The sequence below is a fragment of the Streptomyces sp. NPDC057428 genome (genome assembly GCF_042803195.1).
In the GTDB taxonomy this organism is placed as follows: Bacteria; Actinomycetota; Actinomycetes; order Streptomycetales; family Streptomycetaceae; genus Streptomyces.
Map to the genome: position 1 here is coordinate 1 of NZ_JBHVCT010000096.1, position 21681 is coordinate 21681.

20 protein-coding genes and 5 pseudogenes are annotated in these 21681 nt (G+C 69.5%); 21 read left to right on the forward strand and 4 right to left on the reverse strand.

Translation table 11 applies throughout. The features are described from left to right. From ACFU5K_RS26845 to ACFU5K_RS26865, 5 genes and pseudogenes are all read left to right on the forward strand, one after another. Window positions 1-249 (forward strand): annotated as a pseudogene (locus tag ACFU5K_RS26845) (hypothetical protein); the annotation flags it as partial. Window positions 250-398: 149 nt separating this feature from the next. Further along, a pseudogene (locus ACFU5K_RS26850) lies at window positions 399-856 on the forward strand (Nramp family divalent metal transporter); the annotation flags it as partial. Between the two features lie 21 nt (window positions 857-877). After that, complete coding sequence (locus ACFU5K_RS26855) at window positions 878-1096, forward strand: 4'-phosphopantetheinyl transferase superfamily protein (RefSeq protein WP_384066172.1); 219 nt, start codon at window positions 878-880, stop codon at window positions 1094-1096. Window positions 1097-1182: 86 nt separating this feature from the next. Beyond that, window positions 1183-2381: pseudogene (locus ACFU5K_RS26860) on the forward strand (winged helix DNA-binding domain-containing protein). A 111-nt stretch (window positions 2382-2492) separates the two neighbouring features. Further along, a pseudogene (locus ACFU5K_RS26865) lies at window positions 2493-3311 on the forward strand (Nramp family divalent metal transporter); the annotation flags it as partial. Window positions 3312-3436: 125 nt separating this feature from the next. Here ACFU5K_RS26865 and ACFU5K_RS26870 read toward each other — a convergent pair. Further along, on the reverse strand, window positions 3437-5167 hold the full coding sequence (locus tag ACFU5K_RS26870) for a chitinase (protein ID WP_384066138.1): 1731 nt from the start codon (window positions 5165-5167) through the stop codon (window positions 3437-3439). 612 nt (window positions 5168-5779) lie between these two features. Between ACFU5K_RS26870 and ACFU5K_RS26875 the strand changes: the two genes are divergently transcribed. From ACFU5K_RS26875 to ACFU5K_RS26945, 15 genes and pseudogenes are all read left to right on the forward strand, one after another. Continuing rightward, window positions 5780-6646: a hypothetical protein gene (locus ACFU5K_RS26875; protein WP_384066140.1), complete on the forward strand. Its 867-nt coding sequence runs from the start codon at window positions 5780-5782 to the stop codon at window positions 6644-6646. Between the two features lie 84 nt (window positions 6647-6730). Continuing rightward, complete coding sequence (gene cpaB / locus ACFU5K_RS26880; protein WP_384066142.1) at window positions 6731-7435, forward strand: Flp pilus assembly protein CpaB; 705 nt, start codon at window positions 6731-6733, stop codon at window positions 7433-7435. A 7-nt stretch (window positions 7436-7442) separates the two neighbouring features. Then, a complete protein-coding gene (locus tag ACFU5K_RS26885) occupies window positions 7443-8717 on the forward strand; it encodes a CpaE family protein (protein ID WP_384066144.1) in 1275 nt (424 codons plus the stop codon). Then, entirely contained in the window at window positions 8714-9130 is a 417-nt protein-coding gene (locus ACFU5K_RS26890) for a TadE family protein (protein WP_384066146.1), read from the forward strand. Before ACFU5K_RS26885 ends, ACFU5K_RS26890 begins: the two co-directional genes overlap by 4 nt. A gap of 6 nt (window positions 9131-9136) precedes the next feature. Next, window positions 9137-9577 (forward strand): TadE/TadG family type IV pilus assembly protein, encoded by a 441-nt coding sequence (locus ACFU5K_RS26895; RefSeq protein ID WP_384066148.1) that lies wholly within the window; start codon window positions 9137-9139, stop codon window positions 9575-9577. A 29-nt stretch (window positions 9578-9606) separates the two neighbouring features. Beyond that, window positions 9607-10944, forward strand: a complete 1338-nt coding sequence (locus tag ACFU5K_RS26900; protein ID WP_384066150.1) for a CpaF family protein — start codon at window positions 9607-9609, stop codon at window positions 10942-10944. A gap of 10 nt (window positions 10945-10954) precedes the next feature. Continuing rightward, window positions 10955-11890: a type II secretion system F family protein gene (locus ACFU5K_RS26905; protein WP_384066152.1), complete on the forward strand. Its 936-nt coding sequence runs from the start codon at window positions 10955-10957 to the stop codon at window positions 11888-11890. 13 nt (window positions 11891-11903) lie between these two features. Next, complete coding sequence (locus ACFU5K_RS26910; protein WP_384066154.1) at window positions 11904-12791, forward strand: DUF5936 domain-containing protein; 888 nt, start codon at window positions 11904-11906, stop codon at window positions 12789-12791. Between the two features lie 10 nt (window positions 12792-12801). Next, window positions 12802-14112, forward strand: a complete 1311-nt coding sequence (locus ACFU5K_RS26915; RefSeq protein WP_384066156.1) for a sensor histidine kinase — start codon at window positions 12802-12804, stop codon at window positions 14110-14112. Window positions 14113-14179: 67 nt separating this feature from the next. Then, window positions 14180-15259, forward strand: a complete 1080-nt coding sequence (locus ACFU5K_RS26920) for a response regulator (RefSeq protein ID WP_384066158.1) — start codon at window positions 14180-14182, stop codon at window positions 15257-15259. Window positions 15260-15462: 203 nt separating this feature from the next. Then, window positions 15463-15687, forward strand: a complete 225-nt coding sequence (locus tag ACFU5K_RS26925; protein ID WP_099174736.1) for a hypothetical protein — start codon at window positions 15463-15465, stop codon at window positions 15685-15687. Window positions 15688-15722: 35 nt separating this feature from the next. Then, window positions 15723-16328 (forward strand): annotated as a pseudogene (locus tag ACFU5K_RS26930) (pilus assembly protein TadG-related protein); the annotation flags it as partial. Window positions 16329-16355: 27 nt separating this feature from the next. Continuing rightward, a complete protein-coding gene (locus ACFU5K_RS26935; RefSeq protein ID WP_384066160.1) occupies window positions 16356-16943 on the forward strand; it encodes a hypothetical protein in 588 nt (195 codons plus the stop codon). Between the two features lie 8 nt (window positions 16944-16951). Beyond that, a complete protein-coding gene (locus ACFU5K_RS26940) occupies window positions 16952-17602 on the forward strand; it encodes an OmpA family protein (protein ID WP_384066175.1) in 651 nt (216 codons plus the stop codon). Between the two features lie 99 nt (window positions 17603-17701). Then, window positions 17702-18997 carry a hypothetical protein gene (locus ACFU5K_RS26945; RefSeq protein WP_384066162.1) on the forward strand — a complete coding sequence of 432 codons (1296 nt, stop codon included), beginning with the start codon at window positions 17702-17704 and terminating at the stop codon, window positions 18995-18997. Here ACFU5K_RS26945 and ACFU5K_RS26950 read toward each other — a convergent pair. After that, window positions 18985-19176: a hypothetical protein gene (locus tag ACFU5K_RS26950; RefSeq protein ID WP_384066164.1), complete on the reverse strand. Its 192-nt coding sequence runs from the start codon at window positions 19174-19176 to the stop codon at window positions 18985-18987. The two genes, ACFU5K_RS26945 and ACFU5K_RS26950, sit on opposite strands and share 13 nt — an antisense overlap. 11 nt (window positions 19177-19187) lie before the next feature. After that, window positions 19188-20039 (reverse strand): helix-turn-helix domain-containing protein, encoded by an 852-nt coding sequence (locus tag ACFU5K_RS26955; protein WP_384066166.1) that lies wholly within the window; start codon window positions 20037-20039, stop codon window positions 19188-19190. A gap of 277 nt (window positions 20040-20316) precedes the next feature. Here ACFU5K_RS26955 and ACFU5K_RS26960 point away from each other — a divergent pair, with 277 nt between their 5' ends. Beyond that, a complete protein-coding gene (locus tag ACFU5K_RS26960) occupies window positions 20317-20787 on the forward strand; it encodes an ATP-binding protein (protein WP_384066168.1) in 471 nt (156 codons plus the stop codon). Window positions 20788-21215: 428 nt separating this feature from the next. Here ACFU5K_RS26960 and ACFU5K_RS26965 read toward each other — a convergent pair. Then, window positions 21216-21681, reverse strand: a 466-nt coding sequence (locus tag ACFU5K_RS26965) for an endonuclease domain-containing protein (protein WP_384066170.1), incomplete at its 5' end; no start/stop codon positions are given.

Genomic DNA, 21681 nt, shown 5'->3' on the forward strand with positions numbered 1-21681 from the left:
CTCACCTCGCCCGCCTCGACCTTGTTGCATGACCATGCCAGGAAGCCCGAATCACGGATTCCCCAACGGAGTCCTTCAGGAGGGGGAGGAGTCACCTTCGCCTCGCACGTCAACGACGGCGGCTTCTGGATGGTGTCGAAGTACTTCGGGATCACCGAGCGCGACACCCTGAAGTCCTGGACCGTACTGGAGACGGTGCTCTCGGTCGCGGGCTTCGTCGTCGCGGCGGCGCTCAGCCTGGTCATCTAAGGTCTCGATTGCCGGGCGTCGGGGCCGGTCCGGGTGCGGGTGTGTCCGGACCGGCCCCGACACACGCGCGGGTCCGGGCCTGAGGGGGCCTTGCGAGGGTATGGCGGGCCCTCTTGTGCGAAGCGGGACTATGCGCTTCGTTGACCGGCATGACGGAGACGAGCGGAACCACACAGACCGGGGAGCGGGGCTCCAGTCCGCGTAAGTCCAGTTGGAAGTACATCGGCCCGGGAATCGTCGTCGCGGCTACGGGCGTGGGGCCGGGGACCTGGTCGCGACGCTCATCGCGGGGAGCGAATTCGGCTACACCCTCATGTGGGCGGCCGTCATCGGCTGCCTCGTCAAGATCTCGCTCGCCGAGGCGGTGGGCCGATGGCACCTCGCCACCGGCCGGACCCTCTTCGACGGCTGGCGCACCCTGGGCGGGTGGACCACCGGGTACTTCGCGGTGTACGTCATCGTCTGGGGCTTCGTCTACGGTGCGACGGCCATGTCGTCGAGCGCCCTGCCCATCGTGGCGCTCTTCCCCGACGGGCCGGGTCTGAAGACCTGGGCGATCCTCACCGGACTGGTCGGCCTGGTCTTCGTCTGGTTCAACCAGTACGCCAGCCCGGCCCGCTGGGACCGATTGCTGTTCAGCGCGAAGGAGTCGCTCTACAAGGCGTGGTTCCCGATGGCCGGCTGCCTCCTTGGATTCCTCGACGTGGAGGTGGAGTTGCGGGACGGCGGCACGTTCACGGCGAGCGTGCTCACCGTGCCGCCGACGGCACCCGCCCATGTTCCCCGACACTACGAGGGGCGCTGGCTGGCCTCCGAAGACCTCCTGTGGACCTCGGTGTCGGGTTGAACGGTCTCGGGCCTGGCCGGTCTCCGCCCGCGTACGCTCCCTCTCAGAGGCAGACTGACGGATCACGGCACGAAGGAGTGGCGCGCATGCGGCGTATGGATGTGACGGAGCGACGGGCACGGCTCGGTGTACGGCACCGGTTGGCGGTGGCCGCCCGAGCGGATGATCCGGTCGAGGTGGCACGCGATCTCGTCGCGCTGCACAGCACCGACCCGTCCTCCGTGTACGTCGCCGTGTGGGCGCGGACGAACGGTGGTGCGGTGAGCACGGTGGAGCGCGCCCTGTACGAGGACCGCACCCTCGTCCGGCTGATGGGCATGCGCCGTACTGTTTTCGTCACCTCCCTCGACGTGGCCCCGGTGATGCAAGCCGCCTGCTCGGACGCGGTGGCGGCGCGCGAACGCCGTAAGCTCCTCGGCTTCCTGGCCACTCGCAGGTCGCGGACGACGCGGTGGGCGTGGAGAAGTGGCTGTCCGAGACGGAGGACATCGCCGTGCGTGCGCTCGACGCCCGCGGCGAGGCCACCGCCGCCGAACTCGCTGGCGACGACGCCCGGTTGAGCACGACGGTCGTGCTCGCGGCGGGCAAGGGCTACGAAGGCACCCAGAAGGTCGCGAGCAGGCTGCTGCTCCTGCTCGCCGCCGAGGGGCGGGTGGTACGCGGCCGGCCGCGCGGCTCGTGGACCTCGCACCAGTACCGGTGGGCGCCGACGACGAACTGGATCGCCGACGGCCTCGCATCCTGGGACACCCACCGCGCGGAGGAAGAGTTGGCCCGCCGCTGGCTGCGGGCCTTCGGCCCGGCCCCGGCGGACGATCTGCGCTGGTGGGCGGGGTGGACCAAGACGCAGACCAAGCGGGTACTGGCGACCCTGAAGCCGGTCGAGGTCGATCTCGGCGGTGGGACGACGGGGCTGCTCCTGCCCGACGACCTGGAGGAAACCGCACCGCCAAAGCCGTGGGCCGCGCTGCTGCCGGCACTCGACTCCACCCCGATGGGCTGGCACGAACGCGACTGGTTCATGGGCGAGCACGGCCCGCGCCTCACCGACAGGGCCGGCAATATCGGGCCCACGCTGTGGTGGGACGGGCGCGTCGTCGGTGGCTGGGCGCAGGACAGGAGCGGCGAGATCGTCTGTCGTTTCCTGGAGGACGTGGGCGCGGACGCCGAGGAGGCGGTGCGTACGGAGGCGGAGCGTCTCGCCGTACCCCTGGGCCAGGTGAAGCTGACCGCCCGTACGCGGGGCCGTACCTGGCTGGAGGACGAACTGGCTGCGGACAAGTAGCGGTGATGTGGTTCGCGCCGCGGCGGAGCTTCCCCAGGAGCCGCCCACCACCGCTCGCCTTCTAACGTCCGGTCACAACGTCGGGCTCGATCTCACGGCACTCGATCTCACGGCGTGATGTTCGTCGTCGTGGTCTACGTCGCGATCCGGGTGGTCCCGGACGCGGGCGCCTCGTTCGCCGGGCTCGTGCCCGTGCTCCCGGACGGCTCGCTGATCTACACGCTCGGGCTGATCGGCGGGGTCGGCGGCACGATCACGATGGCGGCGTACGGGTACTGGGTCAATGCGAAGGGCTGGGACAACTCCTCCTGGATGAAGGTCATGCGGCTCGACAACCGGGCCGCCTACATCACCACCGGTGTCTTCGTCGTCGCGATGCTGATCGTCGGTGCCGAACTGCTGCACTCCTCGCAGATCGCCCTGACGCAGGGCGACCGGGGGCTGATCGACCTCGGCGCGGTCCTGGAGGACCGCTTCGGGCCCACGACCGCCAAACTCTTCCTGATCGGCTTCTTCGCCGCCTCGTTCTCCTCGCTCATCGGGGTGTGGCACGGGGTGAGCCTGATGTTCGCCGACTTCGTCCAGCGGCTGCGCGTGAGCCGGGGCGGCGTCCCGGAAGGGGAGAGGACGGGCGGCGAGGCGGTCCGTCGGCAGGAGCGTTCCGTGCCGTTCCGCGCGTACCTGCTGTGGCTGACCTTCCCGCCAATGAGCCTGCTCTGGCTGGACGAGCCCTTCGGCCTGGTCATCGGGTACGGCGTCCTGGGCGCCTTCTTCATGCCGTTCCTGGCCCTCACCCTGCTGTGGCTGCTCAACTCCTCCCGCACTCCGCGCGAATGGCGCAACGGATGGCTCAGCAACGGCATGCTGGGCGCGGCAGGGCTGCTGTTCGTCGTGCTGTGCGTCCAGCAGGTGCGGGATCTCCCCTGGTGACAGCCCGGCCCCCGCCCCCGTGCCGAGCTGCCGGGGGCCCGGACGGGGACGGTGGTTCGGTCGGCGTACCCGCAGCAGCGCCGCCGGGGGAGCGGCGGCGCTGCTGGGCCGGAGTACCGACTGGGTTACGGCAGTCCGTGGACGTGCGGGCCGACCGCGTTGGACCAGGCGTTGCCCGCGGTGGCGTCCCAGTTCGTGGACCAGGTCATAGCGCCGCGCAGGTCCGGGTAGGTCCTGGACGGCTTGAACGAGCCGCAGGAGGTGCCCTTGGCCAGACAGTCCAGGGCGGCGTTCACGACGGACGGGGCGACGTAGCCGCTGCCCGCACCCCGGGTGGAGGCCGGGACACCGAGGCCGACCTGCGAGGGGGCGAGGCCGCCCTCCAGCTGGATGCAGGCGAGCGCGGTGAGGAAGTCCACCGAGCCCTGGGAGTAGACCTTGCCGTCGCAGCCGAGCATCGAACCACTGTTGTAGTACTGCATGTTGACGACGGTCAGGATGTCCTTGATGTTGAGCGCCGTCTTGAAGTACTCACCGGAGGTCGACTGCATGTCGATGGTCTGCGGAGCCATCGTGATGACGAGGCCCGAGCCCGCCTTCGACGACAGGGATCGCAGTGCCTTCGTCATGTAGGTCGAGTTGAGGCCGTTCTCGAGGTCGATGTCGACCCCGTTGAAGCCGTACTCCTGGATGAGCGCGTAGACGGAGTCGGCGAACGCGGTGGCGGAGGCGTCGCTGTTGACCGAGATGGTCCCCTTCTCGCCGCCGATGGAGATGATGACGTTCTTCCCGGCCGCCTGCTTGGCCTTGATGTCGGCCTTGAACTGGGCGACGGTGTAGCCGTTCAGCCCGGCGGAGTCCAGGTTGAAGGTGACCGCACCGGGCGTCGCCGTGGCGTCGGCGAAGGAAACGGCGATGATGTCGTAGTTCGCCGGCACGTCGCTGAGCTTCTGGACGGTGGCACCGTTGTTGAAGTTCTGCCAGTACCCGGTCACCGCGTGCTTGGGTACCGTGGTCGAGGGGTCGCCTGGGTCGGTGGTCTTGGCCGTACGGCCGCTGACCGCGGCTGACTTGGCCGACTCGCCGGCGGAGTTGGTGGCGCTGAGGGCGAACTGGTACGCGGTGTCCGCGGCCAGCCCGGTCACCGTCGCGGATGTGCCGGTGGACGTGGTGGCCTTCGTGCCGTTCCGGTAGACGGTGTAGCCGGTCGCGCCGGAGACGGCGTTCCAGGTCAGGGCGACGGAGGAGGTGGTCGTCGTACCCACGGCCAGTCCGGCGGGGGTTCCGGGCACCGAGGGCTCCGGGTCCGTCCCGCCGCCGCCGTCGGGGCCGCTCACCTGCACGTCGTCGGCGAAGTAGGGGGCCTGGCCGTACCAGCCGTGGGTGTAGACGGTCACGGAGGTGGTGGAGGGGCCGGTGGTGAAGCTGGTCTTCAGCTGGGTCCAGCTGCCGGAGTCGGGCGTCCAGGTGGAGACGTCCGTGGTCCCGGTGCCGCTCGCCCCGAGGTAGGTGTAGCCGCCCTGCACCCAGGAGCTCAGCGCATAGGTCGAGTTGGGCTTCACAGCCACGGTCTGCGTGCACTTGGCGTTGTCCTGCCCGGCCGGGGTGGCCTTGAGCGCGGAGGTGCCGCCGTGCACGGGGGAGGAGACGGTGGTGCCGCTGCCCGCGGAGCAGGTCCAGTTGGCGAGGCCTGACTCGAAACCGGCGTTCTTGGCCACGTTGATGTCGGCGGCCTGCGCACTGCTCACGAGGCCGGTGACGGCCAGCGCCCCTGCCGCGACGACGGCGACCGCACCGCCGAGGAAGGGCCGGACCCGGCTCCTTCTGTGTCTGCTGCTGCCTGCGGAGCGTTCCACTTGCTGCCTCCGGTGGGGGAGTTGGGAGTGCTGGCGGGGAACGGTGGCCACCGTTGGCCGATAAACTGGTCCAGACCAATCGAGTTGTCAAGGCCTCTGGCGGTCCGAGCTGTGCGAAGAGGCCGCAGAGCCGTCGTGGGCCGCAGGCCCGAGGCCGGCACGGAGTCCGGTTCGCGGTCGGCCCGAGGGTCGGTCCGGGCCCGGTTCACCATCGGGTGATCTCCACCCCTCGGACGCGATGTACCCATGCGGGTGAGGCGGCGGAGATATCCGGAACGTGACGGCGCGGATATCAGGAAGCCGTGAATGGCAGGGCAGTGCTCTGCGCTGACGTGGGCGGATGAATTCATCCGGAATCCAAACCTGACGAGCGTACGTAACCCTCCGCAGTGGTAGAGGAGTTAACGAGTCTGCTTTTCGTCCGATTTCGTACGGAGGCGTTGCGAACGCCTGTGCCGCACGACTTCGTACTGGGTTCCGATATCTGTTCTCTGCCCGGTATGACGTGGCTAAAGTGCTGGGAAGAAGCACGGAGAAGGAGCGATTGCGGCCGGAGTCACCTCGGACGACGGCCGGAGCCGAACGGGGAAGAGCGTGCCGACCGCAATAGCAGTGACCAGTGCTGATCTGGTGCTACCGCCGATTGATCAGCAGACACCGACAGCGGCCCTGCTGCAGGCTCCCGAAGCCCAGCCCCTCGATCTTGCGATCGGTGACATGAACCTGCTTCTGGAGCAGCACGGCCATGTGGTCGTGGTCTACCCGACGGGCATCAGCCCCGCCCACGAACGCAGACTGCACGCGATCCGCTCCGTCCTGGAGAGCGACCGCATCGCCCTGCTCAAAGTGGACCTCCCGCCGCTGGGTGTCGCCGTACTGGTGCGTCAACTGCGCCAGCTGTCGATCTGCGACTTCAGCCCGGGCGTGGTCGCCTCGGCCGCCCGGCTGCTCGCCCACTACATCCACGCCGGGGCGGTGCTGAACTCCGTGGCCAGACTCGACCGTGTCCCCGTGAGCCTCAAGACCCACGCGAAGTCCTGGGTCCCCGGCTCCCAGTTCGCCGTGCTCGCCGGGCCGAACCCGCAGCTCATCAAGATCGGCCCGACGGCCGAACCACCGGCCGGACCGGAGTTCGCCACCCACCTGCTGGTCGCCAAGGGTCAGCTCGGATCGGACTGGGTCCAGCAGACCCTCGCCCCGGCGTGGAAGGTCCAGGCGGTCCAGGAGTGCCCGCTGCCCTCCGGATCACCAGGCTGGTGGGGGACCGGAAAAATGGTGGAGTTCGCCTCCTTCCTCCCCGACATCTCGGTGATCTACCAGTTGGTCTCCTCAGTACGCCGGGAGGACTGCCACTGGTGCGGAATGGAGCTCATCGGCGACCGCTGCGGGTTCTGTTCCTCCCCGCTGGCCCCGCCGGAGAACCGTATGCACGCCACAGGTGTCCTGAACCACGGAGCGCCCGCGCCCCCGAACTCCTAGCGCCCGCGACGCGATCCGCAGACACCGCGCATCTGTCTCTGTCCGCTGCTCCACGCATCCGATTCGAACGAGGTTGTCCGGCCGATGAACTCCCGCCAGCGCCGCGGCGTGATACTCCTGCTCCTGTCGATCCTGTGCGCCTTCGGCGCCTTTGCCGGCGTGCTCTCCGTGATCAGCGACGTCAACTCGAAGGTCGGGCCGGAGGTCGACGCCTACCGGCTGAAGTCCGACGTGGCACCGTATACGGCGCTCACCTCCAGGCAGTTCGAGAAGGTGTCCATGCCAAAGCGCTGGCTCTCGGACAACGCCGTCACGGATCTCGATGAGATCGACGGAAAAATCGCCGTGACTCAGCTCCGCGAGGGCTCCCTGATGCAGTCCGACATGATGGTCAAGAGCCCCGAGCTGCGGCCCGGTGAGCAGGAGATCGCCATCATGATCGATGCGGCGACCGGGGTCGCCGGCAAGATCCGTGCGAACGACAAGGTGAACATCTACGCCACCTTCGCGGGCGAACGGGACGGTGAGGCGTCCCAGTCCAAAGTGATCGTCTCCAATGCCAAGGTCCTGGACGTCGGTCAGCTGACCGCTCTTGAGCCACGTGACGACAACAGGAGCCAGGCCTCCGAAGTCGTTCCGATCACCTTCGCCCTCAACACCCTCGACACCCAGCGCGTGGCGTACGCGGAATCCTTTGCCCAGCACGTGCGCCTCGCGCTGATCGCGCCCGGCAGCGACGGCACGATCCGCCCGGGTGACCGCACCTACACGCTCGACAAGGACAAGTGAGGATCGAATGACCGCGAGGATCCTCCCTGCCGTCGGTGACGCCGACGCGGCAAGGTCCGTGACCACCCTGCTCAGCCAGCTCCCCGACGCGGAGCCGGCGGCTCCCGTCGGTGACTCGACGCAGCTCATCGACACCCTGGCCAGGTTGGCCGGTGAGTCCATCGAGGAGCTTCCCGAGGTGGTGCTGGTTCATGAGCGGATCGGCCCGGTGCCCGCCCTGGAACTGATCCGGGAGGTTTCTCTGCGTTTCCCCGCGGTCGCGGTCGTACTGATCACCGCGGACGCCAGCCAGGGCCTGTTCCAGGCTGCTATGGACGCCGGGGCCCGCGGTCTGGTCACGCTGCCACTGAGCTACGAGGAACTGGCCAATCGTGTTCAGGCAGCCGGGCAGTGGTCCACCGGGGTGCGGCGTCACCTCGGTGCGGGCGGTGATGTCTTCACAGGCCCGGGCGGGACCGTCGTCACCGTGACCGGTGCCAAGGGTGGTGTAGGCGCCACCGTGACGGCCGTCCAGCTCGCCCTCGCGGCCCAGGCGTCGGGGCAGACGGCCGCCCTCGTCGATCTGGACCTCCAGACGGGAGACATCGCCTCCTACCTCGATGTGCAGTTCCGGCGCTCGATCGTCGATCTGGCCGCAATTTCCGACATATCGCCTCGCGTCCTGTCCGATGCGGTGTTCTCCCACGCGACGGGCCTCGCCTTGTTGCTGGCGCCCGGTGAGGGCGAACGGGGGGAGGAGGTCAGTGACCGCTCCGCACGACAGATCGTCAGCGCCTTGCGTTCTCGCTACGGAATCGTCGTCATCGACTGCGGGAGTCAGATGAACGGCGCCAACGCAGCCGCCATCGAGATGGCCGACATCGCGGTCCTCGTGACGACCCCCGACGTGGTCTCGGTGAGGGGCGCGAAGCGCATCGTGCGGATGTGGGACCGCCTCCAGATCCGCAAGGCGGAGGAGACGGTCACGCTCGTCAACCGTTTCAACCGCAATACGGAGATCCAGCCATCGCTCATCCAGCGGATCACCGGAACGCGGATGGCGGCCACGGCGGTGCCGGCGAACTTCAAGGAACTCCAGGGTGCCGTTGATTCCGGGCGGATGCACGAACTGGACGCACGCTCCACGGTGAAACAGGCCCTGTGGGCCCTGGCGGGGGAGCTCGGACTCGTGAAGCCTTCCCAGGGAGCGGAGCCGCGCGGCGGCATGCTGCGCGGCGACCGGGGCTCGATCGGGGGCCGCAAGCGCAGGGGCGGCACGACCAGCGGGGGAGGCCGACAGTGACACCAGGCAGAGGAGAACCGGGCCGGATACGGGCACGGCTGAGACGCGACGGCGGGCAGCTGACCATCGAGTTCACCGGGATGGTGCCGATCATCCTGGTGACCCTGGTGCTGCTCTGGCAGGCGGTGCTCGTGGGGTACACCTTCACCCTGGCGAGCGGCGCGGCCGACGAGGGCGTACGCAAAGCCGTCGCCTCGGGGGCCTGGGACCGCCGGAGCAGCTGCGAGGCGGCTGTGCACGATCGGCTCCCGAGCGCGTGGGACGGGCCCGCGCGGATCCACGAGTGCGGGGCCGCGGGGAACGACATGGTCAAGGTCCGCATCACCCTGAAGGCCCCCGTCCTGTTCCCCGGCTTCGCGAGCCTTCCCATCCCCGTCGACGCGACGGCCGGCGCGGCCGCGGAAGGGAAGTGACGTGCCATGGCACCCGTACGGACCTCACGCGCGGCCGGTCGGACCGGCGACGGCCCGGTGGGCCGCTTTTCACGCGCGGCCGGGCAGCGGCCGCGCAGGGCCGGGGACCACGGCTCGACCGCCATCGAGTACCTGGGCTTCCTCCCCGTCCTCATTCTCATCGGCCTGGCCGGCCTCCAGCTCGGCCTGATCGCCTACACCGCCCAGCAGGCGGGCACCGGCGCGAGAGCCGCCGCCCGCACCGCCTCGCAGGACGGCCTGCGCGGATCGTACGAGCGGGTCGGAAAGGAGTCCATGACCGGCTGGGTGGCGGATCGGGCCAGCATCTCCCCGCCGACCGGAGGCGACACCGTGACGGTGAAGGTCACGGTCGGCATCCCGGACGTGCTCCTCGGCCTGCTGGGCGACCGGACCGTCGAGAAGTCCGCCACCATGCCGCGTGACTGAGCGCGGCCATTCATCGAGGAGTGCCAACCATGAGTCTGCGGGCACGCATCACCGCCCCCGAGGAGCGCGGAGGGGGACGGGAGGACGGCCACCTGGTCGCCACCTACCGCGCGAAGCTCCTCGAGGAGATAGACCTCGCGGAGATGTCCTCGCTGGCCGCCACCGACCGGCGAGCCCGGCTCGAACGCGTCCTGGGCCACATCATCAGCCGCGAGGGCCCGGTCCTCTCCACCGTCGAACGTTCCCAGCTCATCCGTCGGGTCGTCGACGAGGCACTCGGCCTCGGTGTCCTCGAACCGCTCCTGGAGGACGCCTCCATCACGGAGATCATGGTCAACGGACCCGACCAGATCTTCGTCGAACGGGCCGGCCGGGTCGAGCAGCTCCCGATGCGCTTCGCCAGCCACGAACAGCTCATGCAGACGATCGAACGCATCGTCTCCACCGTCAACCGGCGCGTGGACGAGGCCAATCCGATGGTCGACGCCCGCCTGCCCAGCGGCGAGCGCGTCAACGTCATCATCCCGCCGCTCTCCCTCACCGGCGCCACGCTCACCATCCGGCGCTTCCCCCGGTCCTTCTCGCTCCAGGAGATGATCGGCTTCGGTTCGCTCGACCAGCAGATGCTGCTGCTGCTCGCCGGGCTCGTCCAGGCCAAGTTCAACGTGATCGTGTCCGGGGCCACGGGCACGGGCAAGACCACGCTCCTCAACGCGCTCTCCGGGCTCATCCCCGAAGGCGAGCGCATCGTCACCATCGAGGACTCCGCCGAACTCCAGCTCCAGCAGAACCATGTGATCCGGCTGGAGTCACGCCCAGCGAACGTCGAGGGCAAGGGCCAGATCACCATCCGCGACCTGGTCCGCAACTCCCTGCGTATGCGACCCGACCGCATCGTCGTCGGTGAGGTCCGGGGCGGCGAGTCGCTCGACATGCTCCAGGCGATGTCGACCGGTCACGACGGTTCGCTGGCCACCGTCCACGCCAACAGTGCTGAGGACGCGCTGATGCGCCTCCAGACCCTCGCCTCGATGTCCGAGATCAAGATCCCCTTCGAGGCGCTGCACGACCAGATCAACAGCGCCGTCGACGTGATCGTGCAGCTGACCAGACACGCCGACGGCACCAGGCGCGTCACCGAGATCGCGGTCCTCGACTCCCACGGACGCGACCCGTACAGGATCGTCACCGTCTCCCGGTTCGACGCCCGGCCGATGGACACCGACGGCGTGATCCACGGCGAGTTCCGCACCCTCCCGCTCCCGCGCCGCATCGCCGACCGGCTCTTCATGGCCGGACAGCCCATCCCCCAGGCCTTCGGGGTCGCCCCGTCAGACGAATACCTCGCCACCCGAGAGGCCAGATAGGTACCCCGACATGGACAACCTCGCACCGCTCACCATCGGCGTCACGCTGCTGTGCTGCGTACTCGGCGTCCTGGGCCTGCACGCCTACACCTCGGGCAAGGCCCAGCGCGAAGCCCTCGTCGACCGGCTCTCCTCGACCGGGCAGATCGACATGGGCCCGCAGCGCCGCTTCCGCGGGCTCGACCGCAGACTGCGCCGTACGAAGCTCGGCAAGAGGATCGAGCTGAAGCTCGCGGCCACCGGCCTCGACCTCACCCCGGGCGAGTACTTCCTCTACGTCCTGGCCTCGGTGGCGGCCCTCTGGCTCATCGCGGCCTCCGTCCTGGCCTCCTTCTTCGGCCCGCTCGCCGGACTCGCCGCGATCTGGGGCGCCAACACCTTCCTGAACTGGCACCGCACCAAGCGCACCGAGGCCTTCATCAGCCAACTGCCGGAGATCTCCCGGGTGCTCGCCAACGCCACCCAGGCCGGGCTCTCGCTGCGTACGTCCATCGCCATGGCCGCGGACGAACTCGAAGCGCCCGCCGGGTACGAACTCCGCGTGGTCGCCGACCAGCTCGGTGTCGGCCGCACCCTCGACGACGCACTCGGCGAACTCGCCGAACGGCTGCCCTCCCGCGAACTCGTCGTCCTCGTCTCCACGCTGATCCTCTCCAACCGGGCCGGCGGCCAGGTCGTCTCCTCGCTGCGCAACCTCACCGTCACCCTGGAGGAGCGCAAGGAGACCCGACGAGAGGTCCGCACCCAGCTCTCGCAGGTCAACGCCACCGCGTACGCCGTCCCCGCCATCGGGGTCGGCGCCATGCTCCTCGTGAACTCGATCATCCCCGGAGCACTCGACCGGATGACCGGATCCGTCGCCGGGCAGATCGCGGTCATCATCTCGCTCGGCCTCTACGCCCTCGGCTTCATCGCCATCCGCCGCATTTCCAAGATCGATATCTGAGGAGGGGACCGGTATGGAACTGCTGCTCGCTCTCGTCGTCGGCCTCAGCGTCCTCGGCATTTTCAAGGGCATACGGATGTACCGGGCCGAAGCCACACTCCCCGGCGACCTGGCCCTAGCCCTGGAAGTGGGATCCACCCGCACCACCGCGGTGGGATCGGGCATCGACCGGCTCGGTATGCGGTGGGCGCCACTCGTGCTGCGCCTCATGGGGCCCAAGAAGGTCAACGAGAAGCGCCGCAAGATCGACATGGCGGGCAACCCCGGCGGCCTCACCATCGACCGTTACGCCGCCCGCCGCGCCGTCTACAGCGCCCTCGGCGGCTTCGCCGCCTTCGCGATGCTCTCCAGCGGCAGGATCTTCATGACCCTGTTCATGATCGCCTTCGGCCTGTTCTGGGGCGAGGTCGGCATCTGGGCCGCCGTCCGCAAGCGCCGCGACGACATCGACCGCACCCTCCCCGACTTCCTCGACGTCCTCGCGGTCGTCGTCTCCGCCGGGCTCGGATTCCGCCAGGCCCTCGACCGGGTCGCCGAGAAGTACCAGGGCCCCTGGTCCGACGAACTCCGCATCACCCTCCGCCAGATGGACATGGGCGTCAGCCGCCGCCAGGCCTTCGACGAACTGCGCAGACGCAACGACTCCGAACAGGTCGCCATGTTCGTCACCGCACTGCAGCAGGGCGAGGAACTCGGCGCGCCGATCGTCGACACCCTCATCGCCATCGCCAACGACATGCGGCGCACCGATGCACAGAACGCCCGGCGAAAGGCGGCGAAGGCCGTTCCCAAGGCCACGCTGATGGTCACCACCTTCATGATCCCCGCGACCATGATCCTCATGGGCGCCGCCATGCTGCTCGGGTCCGACACCAATCTCGGATCCCTCACGGGAGAGTGAGCGGCCGCCGATGACGATCTCCCTGCAGTCGGGCCGCTTCGAGGAGTCCTCGAACGCCACCCTGTCCACTCCGGCGGGGCCGGCACCCACGGTCTCCATCCAGGTCAACGCTCTGTCGGCCCTTGCCCGCCAAGTGTTCCTCTTCCGGCTGGCCACGATCGCCATCGGCACCCCGCAGGCACTCGACAACAGTGCCCCCGGGCCTGCCGGATGGCTGGTCGCTTCGGCCGTGCTCGTGACGATCGTCGGTTCGTACGCCCTGTACCGGGACTGGGAACGCTTCGGGCCGCTCCTCGTGCGACATCCGCTGCTGCTCGGGGCGGACACGTTTTTCGGCGCACTGCTCCTCTTCACCGCAACCCCGGAATCGACGCTCGGGTACGCGGTCGTCTGTACTCCGCTACTGGCGGGGCTGCTCTACGGATGGCGTGCGGCGGGCGTCTTCGCCGTACTCCAGGGGTTGATCCTCGCCGCTGCCCACGGCGCTGAGGGCAGGTTCCAGCCAGGACTCTCCAGCGCCCTGCTGCTGCCCGGCTTCTGCGTCCTCGCCGGCGCCGTCGGCGTGGCTCTGCGCAACCTGATGCTCCAGGTCGGCTCGGCGAGTCAGGCGCTGACCGACACCCGGGCGCGACTCGCGGTCAGCGTCGCAGTGGAGGAGGAGCGCGCGCGGCTGGCCCGCGAAATGCACGACTCGGTGGCCAAGACCCTCCACGGCCTCGCTCTGGCGGCCGATGGCCTGGCCCACTCCGCCGACCGGTTGGATCCGCTCATCGTCAAGCAACAGGCCGAACTGGTGGCGCGCTCCGCTCGCCGGGCCGCCGCGGAGTCCCGTGAGCTGCTTTCGGATCTTCGGCAGGAATCCGGCCTCGACGGGCGTGTCGACATCATCACCGAACTCCGGGCGCGTGCGGACGACTTCATGCGGCGGCACGGCACCAGCACGGTGTTTCGCACTTTGGGAGAGGCGCCGGTGCCCATGGTTCCCCAGGTGGTCGCCCGACAACTGCTCACTGTCGCCTCCGAGGCGATGGAGAACGCCCACCGGCACGCCCGTCCCACCTACCTCGTGGTCCTCGCAGGCATCAAGGGCGACGTCCTGCGCGTCAGCGTGTACGACGACGGCGACGGGCTGCCGGCCGGCACGACGCTCGACGACCTGAAGCGCGCCGGGCACTTCGGGGTCGTGGGCATGGTCGAGCGGGCGGCCTCGATCGGCGCCCGCATCCGCATCGGCAAGGGCAGGGCCGCCAAAGGGACCGAGGTGCGCCTGGAACTGCCGACTGCCGCACTCAGCCCCGGCCTGCGGCCCCAGCTCAACTGAACCGATCCTGCGCAGCACCCCGCTGCGCCACATCGCCCCCACCACCCCGCTGAGAGGAGGTCGCAGAATGCCGGACGACGTCTCCCGCGCTGCGGGCCAGAACTGGGCGGAGCAGCAGCATGCCTCCCAGCACACATTCCCGCACAGCAGCCCCGACAGCACGGAACACACTTCCCCCGGATTCCCGGCCGCCCGTCAACCAAAGACACCCGGCGAACCCCCGCCGCTCCCCGGCAGTTCGGAGGTTCCCTCCGTCGGCCCCCTGCGGGTCGTGGTCGCCGACGACAACCCGGTCGTACGGGCCGGCCTGGGCGTCCTGCTCAGCGGCCGCGCCGACATCGAGGTCGTCGCCGAGGCCGCGGACGGCCGCCAGGCCTACGAGGCAGCAGTCCGCCATCGCCCCGACGTCGTCCTGCTCGACGTACGGATGCCCGGAGTGGACGGCATCTCCGCCTTGCCCCACCTGGTGCAGGTTGCACCTGTGATGATGCTGACCTACAGCCGCGAGAGCGACATCGTCCACGAGGCGCTGCGCCTGGGCGCGGGCGGCTACCTGGTCCACGGCGAGTTCACGGCGGACGAGCTCGTCCAGTCCGTACGGGACACGAAGAACGGCCGGGCCCCCTTCACCACCACCGCGGCCAACGCGCTGCTCGCCCATATGCGCCAGGGCTCCGACCAGGTCCCGAGGAACCTCCCGGAAGGGCTGGGAACGGCCCTGGCGCCCGGCGTCCCCCACGGGAGCCCCGACCCCGCGCCGCAGCCGCCGGGGAACGCCCCGCACACCGCGCCGCCGCCCGGCCCCTCCGGCGCGCGACCTGCGGGCCCACCGGAAAGCCTTTCGCAACTGCAACCTGTTGTGGCACAGTCTTCGACTGAGGGAAGCCATAACCGGCTGCCGACGCCCAACAGGCAGCAGCACGACCTGAGTTCGAGGGAGGCCGAGGTCATGGAGCTCATCGCGTCCGGGATGAGCAACCACCAGATCGCCGCCACCTGCTTCATCAGCGAGAAGACAGTCAAGAACCACATCAACAGGATCTTCACCAAGCTGCACAGCAGCAGCCGCAGCGAAGCGATCGCCCGCTGGCTCGGCACGGCGCCGGGCCCGGGACCTGGGACGAGGGGGACAGGCCGCCATGGCTGAACGGGGGAGAACGACAGAACGGGCCCAACGTGCGTTTTGGGCCCGGCTTTGGGCCCTGGGGCCCTGCGTCGAGCGGGGTGTCCGGCCGTACGTTTTTCATGTCACCGACGGCACCGGTCAGGACGAAGCCGGTAACGCAGGCGGCACCACGGAGACTTACGCGTCGGCCGGCTCACGGTCGGCCGAACCCGGAGGGGAACACCATGAGCAAGCTGATGCTGAAGGCGTCCGTCAACGCCAAGGTCTGGGCGAACACGTCCGTCGAGCGCATGAAGGCCCGGGCGGACCGCGGGCAGGGCGCGGTGGAGTACCTGGGCATCATCGTGGTGGTCGTGGCGATCATCGGGGTGCTCATGACGACGAACTTCGGGACCACGATTGCGACTGCCATCACCACGCAGATCGGCAAGATCACCGGCGCGAAGTAGACGCCGGGAGGACCCGCGAGGCAGGGCAGGCTTTCCCCATCTACATCATGGTGGTGGCGGGCCTGCTCTTCCTCGCGTTCGCCTATTTCGCCGTCGGCCAGGCATCGATGAAGAAGAACGAGGCCCAGACGGCCGCCGACGCTGCCGCGCTGGCGGCGGCCCAGGACGCGCGGGACGAGTGGAGCTGGCCCGGGGCCTTCGACTTCGACGCGTGGGAGGACCTGCTGATCGGCCGGGATATCGGACAAGGGTCGTGCTCCGCAGCCGACCGGCTCGCGGCGGCGAACGACGCCGATACGGTGACGTGTTACCGAGGTTTCTGGCCCGAGGCGTCCTACACGGTCAAGGTCGAGACCAACCGGACCGTCGGCAGCTCGGTGATCGCCAGTACCAAGACGAAGAAGGCCGAGGCAACCGCCAGGGCGGTCATCGAGCCGCGCTGTCGTATCGAAGAGGACACACGTCCCACGCCGAGCCCCACGGCGGATGACGACGACGGCGACACGGACGAGTCCGAGGAGCAGAAGGCCTACAAAGCAGTCTGCGATGACGAAGACTTGGACTTCGATATCGACCCGAAGAACCTCAACCTCCTGCCGGACCTGGCAGACCTTTTCTCCGTCCACCTGGCCGACAAGTAAGTGAACGTCACCGAGAGGAACACGCCGATGCGTGCAGCCATGACCCGGATTCGCTTCAAGGGGGCCGCCGTCGCCGCCGCCTCCGTAGCCATGGCTGTCGTATTGACGGCCTGTGGTGGCGATGACGGTTCGGACGAGCCCGAGAGCAAGCCGCAGGGCTCTTCGTCCTCGTCATCCGACCAGAAGAGCGAAGCTCCCGCACCGGTCGAGGAGGACGAGAGCCAGGTGCTCGCCTCGATCAAGGGCAAGGACGGCGTTGAGGTCGTCATCAGCTCGGCCAAGCGAGAAGCCGGTGGATTCGTCACGGTCAAGGGCCGTGTGAGGAACGGATCGGATCAGATCTGGGCTGCCAACGGATGGCAGGGGACAGAACAGGAGTTGGTCAGCAACGGCGCTTCCATGGCGGGGGCTTCACTGGTTGATCAGCAGGGCAAGAAGCGGTATCTGATCCTGCGGGACACCGACGGGCGTTGCCTGTGCACCAAGTTCGATGGGCTGTCACCTGAGGGTGAGGCGCCCTTCTTCGCCCAGTTCCCCGCCCCGCCTCAGTCCACCACCGAGGTCGACTTCCAGATCCCCACCATGCCCACCGCGACGATCAAGATCTCGGGGTGACCATCGCCATGCAGCTACTCACCCCCACGCCAGCCGCACCGCGCAGCGCTCTCCGATGCCGCATCGGTCTCTGCGCCGCCGCGGCGGTCGTTCTCGGCACCTCGACTCTCTGGGGTGCCACCTCGGCCTCGGCGGACGACAACCCCACCGCCGTGCCGAGCGCCTCGCCCCCCGTTGAGGTCGACGCCAACTCGCCCGGCCTCATGCTCGGCGACGGGGCGACGCTCGGTGACGTCCGTGTGCTCGACATCAAGTCCATCGTCGAGGACATGGGCGGTGAGGAGCGCCGCGAGGACACCAACGCCGACATCACCTTCGCCCTCCAGGCCGAGGTCCTCTTCGGCAAGGACAGCGCCAAGCTGAGCGGAGCGGCCACGGCCCGTATCAACGCGATCGCCACGGAGATCCAGACCCAGAACGCCCCGAAGGTGCGCGTCTTCGGCTTTACGGACAACCTCGGGTCCTCCGCCCACGGCGACGTCCTGTCCAAGCAGCGGGCGAACGCCGTACAGGGGGTGCTGGCCACCAAGCTCCCGAGCGTCACGTTCGAGATCCGCGGTTACGGCGAGCAGTACCCGATCGCCAGCAACGACACCGAAGAGGGCCGCAAGAAGAACCGCCGCGTGGAGGTCTCCTTCCCGCGCACCGACGGCTCGTAGAGTCGACACGCAGTCTGGGTGGTCGGTGCCCGCGGCCGTAGGGTCGGGCACCGACCCCGTACGAACGGGGCCCAGTGCCCGACGAGAGGAATCGGAATCGTGTCGAGGCCCCGAGGCGGTGCCGCCGCCGGGGTGGCGGCAGCACTCTGTGTCCTGCTGCTGCCGAGCGCCGCGACGGCGGCCCCCCGTGCGGACGATGCCCCAGGAGGCGCCGCCCGTTCGTACCGGCCGGCCGAGGGATCGGTGCCGGTCAACGGCGCGGAGTCGAGCGTGGACGGGCCCGAGCTGGAGCGGGCGAAGATCTACTCGGACACCATCGCGCCAGGCCAGAAGAAGTACTACCGGGTCCGGCTGGACGACGCGTCCCACGCGTACGTCTCCACCGTGCTCGCCCCGCCCCCAGGCAGCAAGAGCGGCATCCTCGACGGCATCCAGGTCTCCCTGGCCTCGGCCGACGGGACGACGTGCGGTTCCAGCCCGGCCGCGTACTTCGGGGGCGAGACCGCTCGGACGATCGCGAGCTACGCGTCGCGGCGCATCAAGGACAGCAGCACAGCGTGCCAGGAGGCCGGGGACTACCTCTACACCGTGGCCTGGGCGGGTACGGAGACCGGCGGCGGAGCGAAGTGGCCGATCGAGCTGACGTACATGGCCGAGCCCGGCCTCAAGCCCGGCGCCGATGAGCCGGCAGCCCCGACCGGCTGGAGCTCGAAGGCCCCGTCACCGAGCGGCGGCACTCCGCAGAAGGTGAGCGGCGGCACGGGGTTCAACGACGCGGCAGCCGTGGAAGGCGGCGCCTGGAGGGACGACATCCGCCCGGGCGAGAGCCGCTTCTACCGGGTGCCCGTCGCCTGGGGCCAGCAGCTCTTCCTGCGGGCCCAGCTGGCCAACACCACCTCGGACGCATCGTTCTTCACCGTCAACGGGCTGCGCCTCGCGCTGTACAACACGGCCCGTGGCCCCGTCTCCGACAAGAGCACCGGCTACACGGGCGCCCCCACCGGCGTCGGTCTCGGCACGGCCCCGGCCGCGTACGCGAACCGGTTCGAGGTGGGGACGGACGGGGCATCGGCGATGCGGTTCCAGGGCTGGTACTACGTCCAGGTCACCCTCGACCCCAAGGTGCCCAGCAGCGTCCCCATGACGTTGAACGTCGGCGTCGAGGGCACGGCGCAGCAGGGACCCCCGTACGACGGTGACGCGGAGGCGGCCGGGTTCGGGCTCGGGAGCAGCGTCCCGGGCAGCGGCGCGAACTCCACCATGCGAGCGGTCGGGTTCGCGGGGATCGGCGTCGGTACCGTGCTGGTCCTGGGCCTGGGCGCCTGGCAGCTCCTGAGCCGCCGCAGGCGCCCGGCCGACGGGCATGCGGAGGGGAAGGCCGCCTACAGCAGGTGATCGGCCTTGCCGGCCTTGATGTCCCGGATCATCTGCTGGAGGGCCTCGCGGCTGTCGGTGAGGTAACGATCCTCCGCCCCCACGACGGCGACATAGCCGTTCCCTTCCGCATCGGTCCCTATCCGGAAGCAGGAGTTTCCTTCACCGCAGAACGGCTCTTCCCACTGGACGTCTGACATGTTTGGTCTCCTCAGAGTTGGTGCGCGATCGCGCGGATGAAGTCCCTTGACTCGCGAGGCGGCAACGCGATGCGTTCCATCCAGTCCAGGTGAGCCCGGTATTTCGCCAACTGGGCGTCGGAGTGGACGAAGACCGGGCCGTGAGAGTTGTCGATCTGGACGGTGTCCAGCTGCGGCGCCGCGCCTTCGGCGTACAGAACCGTCTGCCCTGCACCAGGGAACGCCCCCGCCACGAAGGGAATGACCAGCAGGGTGATGTTGGGCTGCTCGGACCTCTCCAGCAAGTTCCCCAACTGTGCGCGTGCCACAGCGCGGCCACCGAACTGCATACGCAGCGCCGCTTCGTGGACGACCGCGCTGTACTGAGGCGAGGCATCGCCGTCGAGCACGGCTTGACGCTCCACGCGGTGTGCCAGGCGCAGCGCGATCTCGCGGTCCGGCAGCTGGGGAATGACCACGCGGAAGAGGGCCAGCGCGTGGTCTGCCGTCTGAAGCAGGCCAGGCATGTGCATGGCGTAGGCCGCTCGCATGCGTAGGGTGTATGCCTCCAACTCTGCGATGTCCAAGAGCCCTTGCGGTAGCTCACCCCGGTACTTGTCCCACCAGCCCCGGCCACGGGGCTGCGCCATCTCGACGAGCGCGTCAACGTACGTGTCGTCCGTACAGGCGCAGTTGTAGGCCAGGGTGCGCAGTCGGTCCGGGCTGATGGGCCGCGTACCCGACTCGATGTTCGAGATCTTGCCGCGATCGACGCCAAGGAGTTCCGCCGCGAGCTCGGCCGAGACATCGGCTGACATGCGCATTCTTCGCAGCTCCGCCCCAAGTCGCCTCTGGCGCTCGGTGGGGGACGTCCTCGCTGCCATACCGTTCCTCTCCGCATGGGGTCCCCGGCAGTCTGCCGCCTGACCACGCGACTCTTCCACGAAAGGGTTCACTTCTCCTACGACGAGGGTAATTTTGCCCCTCGCTCACTACAGTGAGCAGCGCACCGCAACCCACTGCGCCCCAGCCGAAGTGCATCGCGCGGTCCTGCCCGAAACTCCTGCCCTGGGAGGGGTGGGCCCGCACCAGGGAGGCAGGCCACAGTTCGGCCGCAGCGGCGGTGACCGTCAACTCGGCCCTCGCACCCGGGAGTCACCCATGCACCCGTACTCACCCCCACCCCAACGCACGACCCTGTGCCCGGCGAGGGCGCAGCACCCCTACCCGCCCCCGGGGCTCGTCCTCAGCCTCACGCTGCCCGGTGACCCCCGCAGCGCGGGGGTCGGGCGGCACGCGGTCACGGCGGCGCTGCCCGCGCACGGGCTCCGTTCCCACGCCTGGCCCGTCACGCACGTCGTGACCGAACTCATTGCCGTCAACACGGCGCTGACCCCCGGGCGTGACCTCTACCTCTCGCTGCGCCGACGCGACGGCACCCTCCGCCTGGTCCTCCGGGACCAGCACCCCCACCACCCGGACCCGGACACCCTCGCCCTCTGCGAGGTCCGGCGCCGCCGGGCGCTCTGGCTGCTCGCGGCCGTCGTCGACGACTGGGGCGGCGACTGGGGTCTCCGCGCCGCCCAGGCCCCGGATGCGGGCGTCACGTCGTGGGTGGTGCTGCCGCATTAGCGAAAGGGGCGAGTTCGGACCGAGGGGTTCAAGGGGCCCGTTCGGGAAAGGCCGAAACCCCGACCGTTTGGCAGCTCTCCCCTCCGGAGCGCGGCGGCGCGGACTCGCGCCTTGCGCGGACTGCTCGCCCCGTGCGGGGAAGGGGGCATCCCGCCCGGCGCCCCCGGCGGCTGGGACGCCCCCGCGGCTGGGACACCCCGGCGGCTGGGGCGCGCGGGTGGCGACGGACCTGCTGCCCGCCCTGCCGTTGCTGCCGCTGTGCGCGCTTGCGCGCGAGACGCTCCAGCGGTCGGCGGAGTCGTAGGCCGCCCCACCGGGCCGCTTCCGCCCCCTCCCGCCCGTCGCCCGCTCCCGCCCGCGCCGCGCCCGCCACACGGGGCCCCTCCCGCCCCCCGCCGCCCCTGTCACTAACCCCGCCCTCCCGCAGGTCAGTTCTCCAGTCCGGCGGCCAGGGCGAGGGCGGCGCGGACCTCGGCGATGAAGCGGTCCGGGTGGTGGAAGACCTCGTTTGCGGTGAACCGCAGGATGCGGCGGACCTCCGGGCAGCTCTGCAGTGCGTTGAAGCGGCGGAGGTCGGAGGCGTGGGCCTCGCGCGACCCGTGGAAGGCCCAGCCCTCGACCTCGACCACCAGACCCTGGGCGGGGAAGAGGAAGTCGGGGCGGAGGCTGCGGCCCGACGGGGTGCGGAGGACGGCCTGGGTGACGGGGTGCAGGCCCGCGTCGTGCAGGCGGAGGCGTGCGACGGTCTCGGCGGGGGAGCCGGACCGGGGATCGAGCAGGGGCAGCCAGGCGCGGGCGCGGGCGGCGCCCGCGCGGCGGGTGGCCAGCTCGGTCCGCAGGGCGGCCGTGTCGAGCAGCGGGGGGCGCCGGACCCCGCGCACCGTGCGGGGGCTG